General features: G+C 70.3%; 14 protein-coding genes. 10 read left to right on the forward strand and 4 right to left on the reverse strand.

Annotated elements, in window-relative coordinates; genetic code table 11:
• Positions 1-387: 387 nt before the first annotated feature.
• The 8 genes from IEY95_RS37020 to IEY95_RS37055 all read left to right on the forward strand — a co-directional run bounded on the left by IEY95_RS37020 (position 388) and on the right by IEY95_RS37055 (position 5,388).
• Positions 388-690 (forward strand): heavy-metal-associated domain-containing protein, encoded by a 303-nt coding sequence (locus IEY95_RS37020; RefSeq protein ID WP_189190581.1) that lies wholly within the window; start codon positions 388-390, stop codon positions 688-690.
• Between the two features lie 265 nt (positions 691-955).
• Positions 956-1,426 carry a DUF6153 family protein gene (locus IEY95_RS37025; RefSeq protein ID WP_189190582.1) on the forward strand — a complete coding sequence of 157 codons (471 nt, stop codon included), beginning with the start codon at positions 956-958 and terminating at the stop codon, positions 1,424-1,426.
• A gap of 92 nt (positions 1,427-1,518) precedes the next feature.
• Entirely contained in the window at positions 1,519-2,175 is a 657-nt protein-coding gene (locus IEY95_RS37030; protein WP_189190583.1) for a DUF305 domain-containing protein, read from the forward strand.
• Positions 2,176-2,525: 350 nt separating this feature from the next.
• On the forward strand, positions 2,526-2,816 hold the full coding sequence (locus IEY95_RS37035) for an SHOCT domain-containing protein (RefSeq protein ID WP_189190584.1): 291 nt from the start codon (positions 2,526-2,528) through the stop codon (positions 2,814-2,816).
• Between the two features lie 77 nt (positions 2,817-2,893).
• Positions 2,894-3,415, forward strand: coding sequence for a hypothetical protein (locus tag IEY95_RS37040; protein ID WP_189190585.1), 522 nt, complete (start codon positions 2,894-2,896; stop codon positions 3,413-3,415).
• Complete coding sequence (locus IEY95_RS37045) at positions 3,412-4,503, forward strand: cytochrome b N-terminal domain-containing protein (RefSeq protein ID WP_189190586.1); 1,092 nt, start codon at positions 3,412-3,414, stop codon at positions 4,501-4,503. Before IEY95_RS37040 ends, IEY95_RS37045 begins: the two co-directional genes overlap by 4 nt.
• Positions 4,503-4,823 (forward strand): hypothetical protein, encoded by a 321-nt coding sequence (locus tag IEY95_RS37050; RefSeq protein WP_189190587.1) that lies wholly within the window; start codon positions 4,503-4,505, stop codon positions 4,821-4,823. The genes IEY95_RS37045 and IEY95_RS37050 overlap by 1 nt, the downstream gene beginning before the upstream one ends.
• Positions 4,824-4,995: 172 nt before the next feature.
• On the forward strand, positions 4,996-5,388 hold the full coding sequence (locus IEY95_RS37055; protein ID WP_189190588.1) for a cupredoxin domain-containing protein: 393 nt from the start codon (positions 4,996-4,998) through the stop codon (positions 5,386-5,388).
• A gap of 24 nt (positions 5,389-5,412) precedes the next feature.
• Here the strand turns inward: IEY95_RS37055 and IEY95_RS37060 are convergent, their stop codons facing one another.
• From IEY95_RS37060 to IEY95_RS37070, 3 genes are all read right to left on the reverse strand, one after another.
• Positions 5,413-6,408 carry an Acg family FMN-binding oxidoreductase gene (locus IEY95_RS37060; protein WP_189190589.1) on the reverse strand — a complete coding sequence of 332 codons (996 nt, stop codon included), beginning with the start codon at positions 6,406-6,408 and terminating at the stop codon, positions 5,413-5,415.
• Between the two features lie 216 nt (positions 6,409-6,624).
• Positions 6,625-7,821 (reverse strand): serine hydrolase domain-containing protein, encoded by a 1,197-nt coding sequence (locus tag IEY95_RS37065; RefSeq protein WP_189190625.1) that lies wholly within the window; start codon positions 7,819-7,821, stop codon positions 6,625-6,627.
• Positions 7,752-9,110: a multidrug effflux MFS transporter gene (locus IEY95_RS37070; RefSeq protein ID WP_189190590.1), complete on the reverse strand. Its 1,359-nt coding sequence runs from the start codon at positions 9,108-9,110 to the stop codon at positions 7,752-7,754. Before IEY95_RS37070 ends, IEY95_RS37065 begins: the two co-directional genes overlap by 70 nt.
• A 98-nt stretch (positions 9,111-9,208) precedes the next feature.
• On the opposite strand from IEY95_RS37070, the gene IEY95_RS37075 reads away from it, so the two are divergent.
• Positions 9,209-10,216 carry a Gfo/Idh/MocA family protein gene (locus IEY95_RS37075; RefSeq protein ID WP_189190591.1) on the forward strand — a complete coding sequence of 336 codons (1,008 nt, stop codon included), beginning with the start codon at positions 9,209-9,211 and terminating at the stop codon, positions 10,214-10,216.
• Positions 10,217-10,311: 95 nt separating this feature from the next.
• Complete coding sequence (locus tag IEY95_RS37080; protein ID WP_373294624.1) at positions 10,312-11,088, forward strand: SDR family oxidoreductase; 777 nt, start codon at positions 10,312-10,314, stop codon at positions 11,086-11,088.
• A gap of 314 nt (positions 11,089-11,402) precedes the next feature.
• Here IEY95_RS37080 and IEY95_RS37085 read toward each other — a convergent pair whose 3' ends face one another.
• Positions 11,403-12,578, reverse strand: a complete 1,176-nt coding sequence (locus IEY95_RS37085; RefSeq protein WP_189190592.1) for a D-alanyl-D-alanine carboxypeptidase family protein — start codon at positions 12,576-12,578, stop codon at positions 11,403-11,405.
• Positions 12,579-12,790: the final 212 nt, after the last annotated feature.

The following is a 12,790-nucleotide window of genomic DNA, read 5'->3' on the forward strand; positions in this document are numbered from 1 at the left end:
GCTCCTTACGCAACCGCGGGGGCAGTTGATGCAGTTGATGCCCATGGTGCGACGCGAGGTGCCCTCCGGGCGGGAGGCGAATGGGTGGTGTTCGGGCGGCGGTTTCTTCGCCCCCTCCGCCCCGCCCCTACCCGTCCCGTACCCGGTGGCTGCGCCCCCGAAGGGGCGCGGGGAACTGCGCGACCAGCCCTCACCCGCCCGCCGCCGAAAGGCTGGTACGGGACGGGCAGGGGCGCAGGGGGCGAGAACACGGGGCGTACCGGCCGCGGTCGAGCTGGACGCCGACGTGCGGGTACCCCTAGGGGGTATAGTCTCGGTGTCGGCGAGAGGGCCGGATCATCTCCCTGCCGCCGATCGACCCACGCATTCCAGACCAAGGAAGAAGCCATGACAGCCATGACCGATCAGACGAACTCCGGCTCCTGCTGCGGCTCCTGCGGGACGGGCACGGCGTCCGACGTCCAGATCCAGGAGGTCGGCGTCACGACCGTCTACAAGGTGTCCGGGATGACCTGCGGGCACTGCGAGAGTGCCGTCTCCCGGGAGATATCCGACCTGGACGGCGTCACTGCGGTCACGGCCGTCGCCAAGACCGGCGAGGTCACTGTCACCTCCGCTGCGCCGCTCGGCGAGGAGGCCGTCCGGTCCGCCGTCGACGAGGCCGGTTACGACCTCGTCGGCAAGGCCTGACCGGTCCTTTGGGGCTCAGGCCCCGACACCACGCGCATTCCCTCTCCGCGCCGCGATGGCCTTCTCCTCGGTCTTCGTCGTCACCAACAGCCTGCGACTGCGTCGCCTCGGGTAGCCCGTGCGGCAACATCCGATCAGAGGCGCCCGGTCACCGGCCGGGGCCCCGCCGGTTCTCAGGGCGATGACAGTCCGCGGCCACCGTCTTGAACACGGTCGATGCCGCTTCCGTACAGTCGAAGGACAGCGATTCCTGGGCGGAGGTCCCATGGTGACCACGAGCCGACACGAACGGACAGAAGGTGCCTTCGGGCACCTGCTGCTCGTCGTCGTGCTCGCGCTCGGTGTCTTCCTCATGCACACGCTGGGCCATTCGGACTGCTGCTCTCCGGCATCGGCAACCAGCTCGTCGTCGCACACGTCGCCCATGGCGCTGGACACGGCTCCCCAGGCGGGCGCAGACCTCCATGCCGAGGCCTCCGCCTTCATCGAGTGGGTCTCTTGGGACAAGCCCGGACAGGCGACGACACCGCACACGCCCCTCATGCCGATGGACGTCCTGTCGCTGTGCGTGGCTGTGCTGCTCAGCGCCTGGGTGCTCACCGCGCTGGTGCGCTCCGCGCTGGCCCGCCGCGCCTACTGGACGGCGGCCTCGCTCCTCCGCGGACCTGTGGTGGTGCGCCCCAACCCTCCGCCCCGCACTCCTGATCTCACTCAGCTGTCGGTTCTTCGTCTGTAGGCCGCCGCGCCTCGCGGATTCGCCCTGCGCGAGTCCGCCCGCCCGACGTGCCCAGAACAGACCGAAAACCGAACCACGAGGTGAGATCACGCATGACCGCCTTCACGCGCACTCTGCGCCGGACGTCCGCCCGCCGTACAGCGGCGGCCGGCATCGTCGCGGCGGGAGCGCTGCTGCTCTCCGCCTGCGGCGACAACAAGGACGACGGCATGAGCGGCATGGACCACGGCAGCGGCTCCAGCTCGGCAGCAGCGACCGCCCAGGCCGGCAACACCGCTCCCGCCGCGGACTACAACGACGCCGACGTCACCTTCTCGCAGATGATGATCCCGCATCACAAGCAGGCGGTGGAGATGGCCGAGCTGGCAGACGGCCGCGCTTCCGACCCGGACCTCAAGGACATCGCAGCGAAGATCAAGAAGGCCCAGGACCCCGAGATCAACACGATGACGGGCTGGCTGCAGTCCTGGGGCAAGCCGACTGCCACGGGTGACATGCCCGGAATGAACATGGGCAACGACGGCATGATGTCGGACAAGGACATGAAGGAACTCAAGTCCATGAAGGGCACCGAGTTCGACAAGATGTTCGCGCAGATGATGATCCAGCACCACGAGGGCGCGATCACCATGGCCAAGGACGAGCAGAAGAAGGGCAAGAACGCCGACGCCACGAAGATGGCCGGCGGCATCGTCACGAGCCAGTCCGCAGAGGTCAAGCAGCTGCAGAGCATCCTCGACCGGCTCTGAGCCGCATCACCGCTCACCGCCCGGGCAGGGAGGCTCTCGCCGCCCCGCCCGGGCGGTCGTGCGCCGTGCCACGCCGACCGCATCCTCATCCGCGACGGCCGTCACCCAGCAGGCCGCCCAATCCGCAATCGGACGGCCTCCGAACAGGGGCAGAGCCGGGTTCATCACGCTGCATCACTGTCTGTCACGGCTGCCTCCCCGAAGCAGGGGCCCACCCTCCTGTCGGATGGGCCACCCGGCCCCTGCCATGAACCTCATGGGCAGGTGGAGTCTGGCAGCAGGCACTCGGTGAGCGGCCGGCCGCAGGCCAGATCCCCGAGCCCAGTCCTTCGATTCGGGAAGGGGTCGTCATGATGTTCTGGTACGACCACGGAATGAGCGGCTGGGGCTGGTTCGGAGCCTCCCTCGGAATGATCGTGTTCTGGGGACTGATCATCACCGTCTCTGTGCTCCTGTACCGCGCGTTCACCCGGTCCGACACAGCCGGCTCCGTCTCCGCCGGGACCTGGACGCCGTCGGCGCAGACCTCCCCGGAGCAGTTGCTCGCCGAGCGGTTCGCCCGCGGGGAGATCGACGAGGAGGAGTACCAGCGGCGCCTGCGCGTACTGCGTTCCCACGGCGCCGATCTCACCAAGCATTAGCGCATCAGGGGGCCGCCATGCGCAGAACCCCGGCCCTCAGGAGATGGCCCGAAGTGGGAGCTTCGACAGCCGCCCTCATGGCTGCCCTCCTGATCCCCGTCGCCGCCCCCGGGTCCGCCTGGGCACACGGGGAGGAGAGCGACCAGTCGGCGGTGCTCACCGAGCAGGCGGTCGCACTGATCGCCAATGGGGCCGCCGAAGACCAGGTCGCCGAACGCATCGAGGATGCCCTGATGGCCCCGCACAAAGAGGGCGTCACCCTGGCCAAGGTGCGCGAGGCGCAGGCACTGGTCGAGCGCCCGGGTTACAGCGAGGCCACCAGCCGCCAGGTGAAGGTGCTGTTGCTGGCCTCGCTCGGAGGCAAGCTGCCCTCCGCTCCCCAAGCGGGGCGTCCCGCGACTGCTGAGGAGACCGGCACGACTGTCGTGCTTGACGAGTTGCGCCTGCCCCGCGGTATCTCCGACGGTGGGGACGCCGTGCTCGTGGGCCTCGGAGCCGCGGCCCTCGGCGGCGGCCTGTGGCTCTCGCACCGCCTGCGCCCGCCCCACACCATCCGCCGGCTCGAGCACCGCGACCGCGGGCACCGGGAGGCGTCATGACCACGCACCGGCCTGAGCCGGCCGACGGCGTCAGCCCTGACACCACTCCCCAGGTGCACCGCCCCGGCCGGCTCCGACGTGCCGTCGACGCCGTCGACGAACGCATGGGCATCAAGGCCCTGGCCTATCCGGTGCCCGAGCACGCCAACAACCTCACCTGGAGTCTGGGCGGTCTGACCGTCGTCTCCTTCGTGACGCTGCTGGTCACCGGCATCTACATGGCGCAGTTCTACTCGCCCGCACCCGAGGTCGCCAACCAGTCCGTCCGCGATCTCGTCACGAGAGTCTGGCTGGGCGGCTTCGCTCGCGGCCTGCATTACTGGGCCGCGCAGGCGATGTTCGTCTTCGCCCTGCTCCACCTGCTGCGGGTGTTCTTCCACGCCTCGTACAAGAAACCGCGCGAGGGCAACTGGATCATCGGCAGCGCCATGTTCCTGCTCACCTTCCTCGCCGTGTTCACCGGCACCGTCATCAAGTGGGATCAGGAAGGCTACGAGGCACTGGCGCACAACGTGGAAGTCGCCAAACTCCTGGGCGGCCTCGGAGTCTGGTTCACGCCCGAGCTCACCGACCGGGTGCCGATCGTGCTGCGCCTGTACGTCGCGCACGCCGTCATCGTCCCCGGTCTGATCCTCCTGCTGTTCGTGTGGCACGCGCTGCTCGTCAAACGGCACAAGATCTCACCACACCCTGCCATCCCGGATCCGAAGGAGGAGGTGGCCGAGCCGTTCACCGCACACCTGAAGCGGGTGGGCGCCTTTGGTCTGGTCCTCTTGGGCGTCCTGACGCTGCTGGCGGTGCTGGTGCCGCCGGTGCTCGGACCGACCCCCGTGGAGGGCATCGAGATCACCCGGCCGCTCTGGATGTTCTGGTGGTTCTTCCCCATGGAGGAGTGGTTCGGCGTCGCGTCGATCGCCTACGTGATCGTGGCTGTCTTCGGGCTGATCTTCCTGGTGCCGTTCCTCGACCGGAGTCCGCATCGGCTGTGGCGCGAGCGCAAGGGCGCCATGGCGGCTGCCGCAGTGTTGCTGCTGGGCCTCATCGCTGTCACGGTCGAGGTGTGGGTGAACAACCCGAAGGGGCACTGATGAACGCCTCCAGCCCTCCCCGTCGCCCGGACGGTCTCGACGTCCGCCGCGCACAGCGCTGGTTCTGGTCCCTGACCGTCGTCGCCGTACTCGCCATGGGCGCGCTCTACCAGGGACTGCGCTCGGCGCCCGGGCCCGGCACCGGAGTTCTCGTCCTCGTCAGTGCACTGGTCCTGGCCGCCTCAGCCGTCCAGGCGGCCCGCATCCTGACCGTGCTCACGGGGCCCCCTCGACTGCCCCGGCACCTGAGGCTGCGCCCGCCCGGGCGTCGTACGACCGCAGTTCACACCTCCGCAGCCCGCCCACCGAAGGAGGAATGACCGTGCACAACGACGCAGCGCACCAGGTGTGCTCCGGCCGCGGGACCGGCCCGAGAAGCGCACTACCGCTGCGTTGGCCCCTCGCGCCGTCCCTGCCCCCCAACCGGCCGATCTCGACACCGGGGAGCCCCTTGGCGCGCCGCCTGATTCCGTGGCAAAGGAACCTGCTGCCATGTCCTCTTCTCTTCACCGCCGACGCGCCACCTGCCTGGTGCTCGCGGCAGCCGCGGCCCTGCTGCCGGTGACCGCCTGCTCCGGCGGAAACGGCAACGCCTCCTCAGTAACGTCCACGGCCTCCAGCGCCCCCTCTCCCGCAGCACAGATCACGATGAAGAACTTCGCCTTCGATCCGGCCACCATCACTGTCAAGCCGAGCCAGAAGGTCACCGTGGTCAACAAGGACGCTGTCGCACACACCGTGACGGCGACGGAAGGCAAGGCATTCGACACCGGGAACATCGACGGCGGAAAGTCCGGAACCTTCACGGCCCCCTCCAAGAGCGGCAGTTACCGCTTTGTGTGCACCTACCACTCGAACATGAAAGGGACACTGATCGTGCGTTGAAGGATCGCTGTCCCAATCCGCAGCTCATGTGACGGTGAGGACGTCACGCACAGGGCGGCGCGGTGTGGCAGGGCCCTGAGGGCCGTATCCCAGGCGGAGCACCATCTGCACCTGCCCCGTGCCGGAAACCGGGTCCTGCGTGAGGCTGCGCAGGTCACGGCTTTCCAGGGCGTGAGAGGTCAAGGAGGTGGCCAGGTCGGCCAGGGTCGCGCCGAGCAGTACCCGCTCCAGGGCCTGTCCCGCCCGAAGCCAGTCGGCCGGCTCGTCCCCGCGGGTGCTCAGCAGCGCCAGCTGAGGGACGTACTCGAAGGCGGTGGCCCCTCGGTCGGTCGTCGGCCTGCGGCCGGCGAAGTCCCGCCAGGGCGCCTTGCCGCCGGACTTGCGCGGTCCGAAAGCGTACTCCGGCACGCCGTCCACGGCCGTGTCCGCGTCCGCGCCGAGCCGGGTCCAGCGCTCCAGCTCCTCCCGGGCAGCCGGGTCCAGAACGTCCCGACATTCGGCGTCGTACACCAGTTCCAGCAGGAAATCCGCGTGCCACGGGTGGGCGAAGGCCAGCTCAGCCCCCTCGCGTTCGGCCGCCTCTTGCAGGGTCTCCCGCACCGGCTGGGGAATTTCCAGCTCGGCGAACGGATAACGGCTGGTGTGGCGCCGCCGGATGGCCGGGTACAGCCTCGACAGCTCGGCATCCGGAGCCGCGTCGGCGCCGCCCGGCCAGAGGCGGACGGCGGCCAGCAGCTGAGGGTCGTCGGCATCCGGAACCAGCCGGGCCTCGGGGACGAGTCCGAGGTGTGCGGCGCCCACGCGCAGGTTGAACAAGGCCGCGCCACAGCCGATGTGCAGCGCCCGGTGGTCGGGATCCGTACGAGGCATGGCCCGCTCCAGATCCGCGCGCAGGTGCAGGACACCATCAGCCGTCATGTAGTGAAACGACCAGGGCTGGGCGTTGTGCATCGAGGGAGCGAGGACCGCATCGGCAACGAGCGCAGTCACCGTCCGGTCGTCGAACTGTCGCACAGACATGGGACGCCTCCTCGTGCGCGGGCAGCCAGATTCAGCCTGTCTATGCGGTACCCGTAGGCGGGTACCGCCGCACGACGGACCCGCGGAAAAGCTCGAACGAGCGATTCGTTCATTGGTACCGGCGGCCGCGGAGGCGCCATTCCCCGGTACCAGGGCGACTCCGGAGCACGGGCGACACCATTCCGTCGGTTCCCCAAGCCCCCCGTAGCGCCCGCCTCAAGCCCCCCGTACCGCCCGCCGCAAGCGCGTCCCCGCCGCCGCGCGCGGCGCGTTGTCGGCCGGGCGGCGCCGCGGATGCACCGTGTTGGCCAGCAGCACCAGGAACGTGTCCGTCGCAGGGTCGAGCACCAGCGACGTCCCCGTGAAGCCCGTGTGGCCCGCCGCGCCGCGCCCCGCGAGGGCGCCCATGAACCAGGGCTGGTCGAGGGCGAAGCCGAGGCCGGGCGGGGTCAGCATCAGTTCGACGAAGTCGGGGCCGAGGATGCGGGCGGGGCCGTAGGAGCCGCCGGCCAGCAGGGTGCGGCAGAAGATCGCCAGGTCGTGGGCCGTGGAGAAGAGGCCCGCATGGCCCGCCACCCCACCGAGCGCCCACGCGTTCTCGTCGTGCACCACACCCCGCAGCATCCCCCGGTCGGCCTTGGCCCACGGCCGCCGCTGATCCTCCGTGGCCGCCGCGCCCGGGCACGGTCCGAAGCCGGTGGCCGTCATGCCGAGCGGCCGCGTGATGCAGTCCCGGACGATGACGTCGAGCGTGCGCCCGGTGACGCGTTCCAGGACGTACTGGAGGAGAAGCAGGTTCAGGTCCGAGTAGAGGTACTCGCCCGGTTCGGACGAGGGTGCCTCCGCGCGGAGCAGTGCCAGCCGCGCGGCGTCGTCCGGGCAGTCGTACAGCGGGAGTTCGGGGCGCAGCCCGGAGGTGTGGGTGAGCAGCTGCCGTACGGTGATGTCGTACGCGGCGGCCGCGCGGAACTCCGGGAGATACGCGCCCACCCGCGCGTCGATGCCGAGGGTGCCGCGCTCCAGCTGCTGCACCGCGGCGACCGCGGTGAACAGCTTGGTGAGGGAGGCCAGGTCGCAAGGTGTGTGGACGGTCATGGGCACCCGTGACCCGGGCGGCAGCTCGACCCCCGTGTCCGTCTCCTCGTCGTACGCCGCGTAGCGCACCGCCCACCCCGCCGCCTCCTCGACGGCGACGACCGGGCCGCGCCCCGCGATCACCACGACGCCCGCCGCCCAGGGGTCCGGTCCGCGCGTGAGGGAGCGGACCTCCTGTACGAGGTGGCGCAGTTCTTGGGGGTCGAGCCCGGCCCGCTCCGGTGTGTCGATGCGCAGTTTCGGTGCGCTCAGCTCTCCGCCGCCTTTCCGTCCGGTGTGCGTCCCGTCTGCCAGGGGCGGCAGAGTCCCACGAAGCAGGCGATGGCCACCAGTACTGCGGCCAGTTGGACGACGGCCATCGGGACAGCGGTGTGCTCCCCGGCGATGCCGACGAGCGGCGAGGCGATCGCGCCGATGAGGAAGGAGGAGGTGCCGAGGAGGGCGGACGCGGAGCCGGCGGCGTGCCGGACGCGCATGAGGGCGAGCGCCTGTGTGTTGGGCATGGCCAGGCCCATCGAGGACATGAGCACGAACAGGGCGGCGGCCACCGGAGCCAGCCCCACCTCGCCGAAGGCGCCCGTGGACATCAGCAGCAGCGCGGTCGCCGCGAGCGTGATCAGTGCGAGGCCGACGGCGAGCGCCTTGTCGAGGCTGACCCGGCCGACCAGGACCTTGCCGTTGATCTGGCCGACGATCACCAGGCCGACGGAGTTGAGGCCGAAGAGCAGGCTGAACGTCTGCGGGGAGGCGCCGTAGATCTCCTGCACGACGAACGGCGACGCCGAGATGTACGCGAACAGCGCGGCGAAGGCGAAGCCGCCCGCGAGCATGTACCCGGCGAAGACCCGGTCGGCCAGCAGTCCGCGCATGGCGCGCAGCGCCTCGCCGACACCACCGCTGTGCCGTTCGGCGGGTGCGAGGGTCTCGGGCAGGCGGAACCAGACGATCGCCGTCAGCGCGATGCCGACCGCCGTGAGGACCACGAACACGCCCCGCCAGTCGGTGACGCGCAGGATCTGCCCGCCGATGAGCGGCGCGACGATCGGGGCGACACCGGAGATCAGCATGAGGGTGGAGAAGAAACGGGCCATCGCCACGCCGTCGTACAGATCGCGTACGACGGCCCGGGCGATCACGATCCCGGCCGCGCCCGCGAGACCCTGCGCGAGCCGGAAGGCGACGAGGAGTTCGACGTTGGGGGCGAGGGCGCACAGCACGGTGGCCACGATGTAGACGACGAGGCCGGCGAGGAGGGGGCGCTTGCGGCCCCATCGGTCGCTCATCGGGCCGACGACGAGCTGCCCGAGTGCCATGCCCGCGAGGCACGCGGTGAGCGTGAGCTGCACGGTCGCGGCCGGGGCGTGCAACGACTTGGTGACCTCCGGCAGCGACGGGAGGTACATGTCCATCGCCAGCGGGGGCGTGGCGGTGAGGCCGCCGAGGATCAGGGTGACGAGGAGTCCGGTGCGGCGGAGGGCGCCGGTGTCCGACGCCTTGCGCGCCGCCGGCGACACGTCGGCGAGCGCGGTGTGCGCTATGTGCCCCTCCGGGCCGGCTTCCTTCCGCTCGAACCGCTCTCCCCGCGCGGTGCGGCCACGCTCGGGCATGTGCCCCTCCCTCTCCGAGTAATCCGCCACCTATGCTCTCAGTTCGAACGGAGTGTTCGGGTCACAGAATTTCGGGATCAGCGGGCGAAGGGGCGGGGATGACGGGCGAGCGCGTGCGGTGGGGGATTCTGGCGACCGGGGGGATCGCCGCGGCGTTCACGGCGGACCTGGTGGACATGCCGGACGCCGAGGTCGTGGCGGTGGCCTCGCGGACGGACGCCTCGGCCAAGGCGTTCGCGGAGCGGTTCGGGATACCGAAGGCGTACGGGGACTGGGCGTCGCTCGCCGAGGACCCGGACGTCGACATCGTGTACGTCGCCACTCCGCACGCTGCGCACCGGGTCGCCGCCGGGATGTGCCTGGAGGCCGGGCGCCATGTGCTGTGCGAGAAGGCGTTCACGCTGAACACGCGCGAGGCCCAGGAACTGGTCGACCTCGCGAAGAGGCACGACCGCTTCCTGATGGAGGCCATGTGGATGTACTGCAATCCACTGGTCCGGCAGCTCAAGACGCTCGTCGACGACGGTGTGATCGGTGAAGTCCGCACCGTACAGGCCGATTTCGGGCTGGCCGGTCCCTTCCCTCCCTCGCACCGGCTGCGCGACCCCGCGCAGGGCGGCGGCGCGCTGCTCGATCTCGGTGTCTACCCGGTGTCGTTCGCGCAGCTGCTGCTCGGGGAGCCCTCGGACGTGGTGGCGAGGGCGGTGCTCTCGGACGAGGGAGTCGATCTGCAGACGGGAGCACTGCTCACCTGGGAGAGCGGCGCTCTCGCCTCGGTGCACTGCTCCATCAACGGCGGCACCCCCGTCTCCGCCTCCATCACCGGCTCCGAGGGCCGCATCGACATCCCGGACGGCTTCTTCTTCCCGGACCGCCTTGTGCTGCACCGCGACGGGCGCGACCCGCAGGAGTTCACGGCCGACCAGGCGGACGGCCCGCGCACCAGCCTCAAGCACGAGGCCGCCGAGGCGATGCGCGCCCTGCGCGCCGGTGAGACCGAGTCCTCGCTGATCCCGCTCGACGGCACCCTCGCCGTGATGCGCACCCTCGACGCGATACGGGACCGCATCGGCGTCCGCTATCCGAGCGAGGCCGGCACGGGCTGAGTTCCGCGGCCCCTCCCAGCCCGCTCCCCCGCACCTCCTTCCACCCTGCGGACCCTCCCTTCCGCAGCGCGGACTCTCCCGTACGCTGCGGCCCCATGAATGCCATGAATGCCATGAACGTCCCGCAGACGAAGATCGCCGTGGTGACGGGAGCGGGCTCCGGCATCGGCCGCGCGGTAGCGGTGGAACTGCTGCGCACCGGCTGGTCGGTGGCGCTGGCCGGACGCCGGACCGAGACCCTGGAGGAGACCGCGGCCCTCGCCCCCGAGGGGCCCTCGATCGCCGTGCGCACCGATGTCTCGCGGCCCGACGACGTGGCCACCCTCTTCGCCGCCGTGCGCGACCGCTTCGGGCGGCTCGACCTGCTCTTCAACAACGCGGGCACGTTCGGCCCGGGCGGTGTCCCGCTCGAAGAGCTGCCGTACGACGCCTGGCGGCACGTCGTGGACACCAACCTCAACGGCGCCTTCCTGTGCGCGCAGGCGGCGTACCGGCAGATGAAGGAGCAGGACCCGCAGGGCGGCCGGATCATCAACAACGGTTCCATCTCGGCGCACACGCCCCGCCCGCAGTCGATCGCGTACACGGCGACGAAGCACGCACTGACGGGCCTGACCAAGTCGCTGTCCCTGGACGGGCGCCCGTACCGGATCGCCTGCGGTCAGATCGACATCGGCAACGCGGCCACCGACATGACCGAGCGGATGCGGACCGGAACGCTCCAGCCGAACGGCGAACTGGCGGTCGAGCCGGTGATGGACGTGGCCGATGTCGCGCGCACGGTCCGGCACATGGCGGAGCTGCCCCTGGAGGCGAATGTGCAGTTCGCGACGGTACTGGCGACGACGATGCCGTACGTGGGGCGCGGCTGAGCCGATCGCGCCCGCGTCGTGAACGGTCGATCAACCACTCATCAACGGTTCGTCAACGACCCGTCAACTCCTCAACTTACACAAACGGAAGCTGAACCTCCGGCCCATATAGGCCGGTAGTGGGCTTATGCTCAACATCGCCTCCACGAGAGCTTCACACTTGGAGCACAAGACTTCGGTCTGGCCACCGGTCCACACCGAGGGGGGAGGTGGCAGCCGTTCCGCCGACCGGGTGGGGGGACCTCGCGCGGGACCGCGAGGTATGCACCGGACCGCGGAACGGCTGCCCCCATACGTGTGCGGCGCCGCGAGGTTCAGCGCCGGTGACGGCCGTCCGCGGCATCGTCGGCCGCCCTGCGCCGGCGGTTGCGCAGCGCGAACGCCCCGCCCGCGAGCAGCGCGACGGCTCCCGCGGCCCCGCCGAGCGGTCCCCACGACGAGCCGTCCCCCGACGCGCCGGCCTGAGCGCCCGCCGCCGCCTCCACCGCCTTCCGGCTGGGTTTGGCGCTCGCACCGCCCTCACTGAGCGGATCGACCAGCGTGCCGACCGGTTCGGCGTTCGCCGCATGCTTGAAGCCCCAGTCGAGGAGCTGCGCCGTCTCCTCGTAGACGCCGCTGCCGCCGCTCTTCGGGTGCATCACCGTGACGAGGAGAGTCCGCCCGTCGCGGATCGCCGCGCCGGTGAAGGTGTTGCCGGCGTTGCTGGTGTAGCCGTTCTTCACACCGATCAGGCCGTCGTACGTCTCCAGGCCCCACGCACCCGTGAGCAGCCGGTCGGTGTTCTGGATCTGGAAGGTCTTCTTGCCGCCGGCCGGGAAGTCGGCGGTCTTCGTCGCGCAGTAGGCGCGGAAGTCGGCGTCGGCGAGGCCGTGCCGGGCGAAGAGCGTCAGGTCGTAGGCGGACGACAGCTGCCCCTTGTGGTCGAAGCCGTCGGGGCTGACCACGTGCGTGTCCAGGGCCTGCAGGTCGGCGGCCTTGGCCTGCATCTCGGCGACGGTCGCGGCGACGCCGCCGTTCATGTGGCTGAGCACGTGCACCGCGTCGTTGCCCGAGCGCAGGAAGACGCCCTGCCACAACTGCTCGACGGTGTAGGTGATGCCGGGCTTGACGCCGACGAGACTGGAGCCCGCGGGTATCCCGGCGAGGTCGGCGTCGGTCACCTTGTGCTTCTCGGTCCGCTCGAACTTCTTCAGCACGGTGTCCGCGAACAGCATCTTCAGGGTGGACGCGGGCGGCAGGCGCCGGTGCGCGTTGTACGCGGCGAGCACCTTGCCGCTGTCGTGGTCCGCGACGACCCAGGCGCGGGCGGTGAGCCTCTTGGGCGGCCCCGGGGCACCACCCACCTGAACGCCGGTGCGGCCGAGCCGTTCACCGCCGATCGTCGTGGCGGCGTACGCGGAGGGGGCGGCCGTGGAGGTGGCCGCGGCCAGCGGGACGGCAGCGGCGAGGCCGAGAGCGGCACGACGGGAAACCCGAGAAGAAACACGCATCCCGGGACCGTACAAAGCGCTTCCGCGGCGTGGCGCAGCGGGGTAATAAAGGACTCACAAAGGCGCGGCAAAAAAGGCGCGGGCCCGCCCCGTACGACCGTCCACCGTCCCACCGGGAGATGCGTACCGGGCGAGCCCGCTGTCTTCACCGAGAGGCCACTCAACAGGCGTTTCCTGGCAGTACGCCCTAGAGAGCCTAGGAATCGGCTGTC

Source organism: Streptomyces albiflavescens, assembly GCF_014645835.1.
Classification (GTDB): Bacteria; Actinomycetota; Actinomycetes; order Streptomycetales; family Streptomycetaceae; genus Streptomyces; species Streptomyces albiflavescens.

Excerpts from the sequence above, each read along its gene's own strand:
- IEY95_RS37020 (WP_189190581.1), top strand. The coding sequence starts at position 388 with ATGACAGCCATGACCGATCAGACGAACTCCGGCTCCTGCTGCGGCTCC.
- IEY95_RS37025 (WP_189190582.1), top strand. The coding sequence starts at position 956 with ATGGTGACCACGAGCCGACACGAACGGACAGAAGGTGCCTTCGGGCAC.
- IEY95_RS37030 (WP_189190583.1), top strand. The coding sequence starts at position 1,519 with ATGACCGCCTTCACGCGCACTCTGCGCCGGACGTCCGCCCGCCGTACA.
- IEY95_RS37035 (WP_189190584.1), top strand. The coding sequence starts at position 2,526 with ATGATGTTCTGGTACGACCACGGAATGAGCGGCTGGGGCTGGTTCGGA.
- IEY95_RS37040 (WP_189190585.1), top strand. The coding sequence starts at position 2,894 with ATGGCTGCCCTCCTGATCCCCGTCGCCGCCCCCGGGTCCGCCTGGGCA.
- IEY95_RS37045 (WP_189190586.1), top strand. The coding sequence starts at position 3,412 with ATGACCACGCACCGGCCTGAGCCGGCCGACGGCGTCAGCCCTGACACC.
- IEY95_RS37050 (WP_189190587.1), top strand. The coding sequence starts at position 4,503 with ATGAACGCCTCCAGCCCTCCCCGTCGCCCGGACGGTCTCGACGTCCGC.
- IEY95_RS37055 (WP_189190588.1), top strand. The coding sequence starts at position 4,996 with ATGTCCTCTTCTCTTCACCGCCGACGCGCCACCTGCCTGGTGCTCGCG.
- IEY95_RS37060 (WP_189190589.1), bottom strand. The coding sequence starts at position 6,408 with ATGTCTGTGCGACAGTTCGACGACCGGACGGTGACTGCGCTCGTTGCC.
- IEY95_RS37070 (WP_189190590.1), bottom strand. The coding sequence starts at position 9,110 with ATGCCCGAGCGTGGCCGCACCGCGCGGGGAGAGCGGTTCGAGCGGAAG.
- IEY95_RS37075 (WP_189190591.1), top strand. The coding sequence starts at position 9,209 with ATGACGGGCGAGCGCGTGCGGTGGGGGATTCTGGCGACCGGGGGGATC.
- IEY95_RS37080 (WP_373294624.1), top strand. The coding sequence starts at position 10,312 with ATGAATGCCATGAATGCCATGAACGTCCCGCAGACGAAGATCGCCGTG.
- IEY95_RS37085 (WP_189190592.1), bottom strand. The coding sequence starts at position 12,578 with ATGCGTGTTTCTTCTCGGGTTTCCCGTCGTGCCGCTCTCGGCCTCGCC.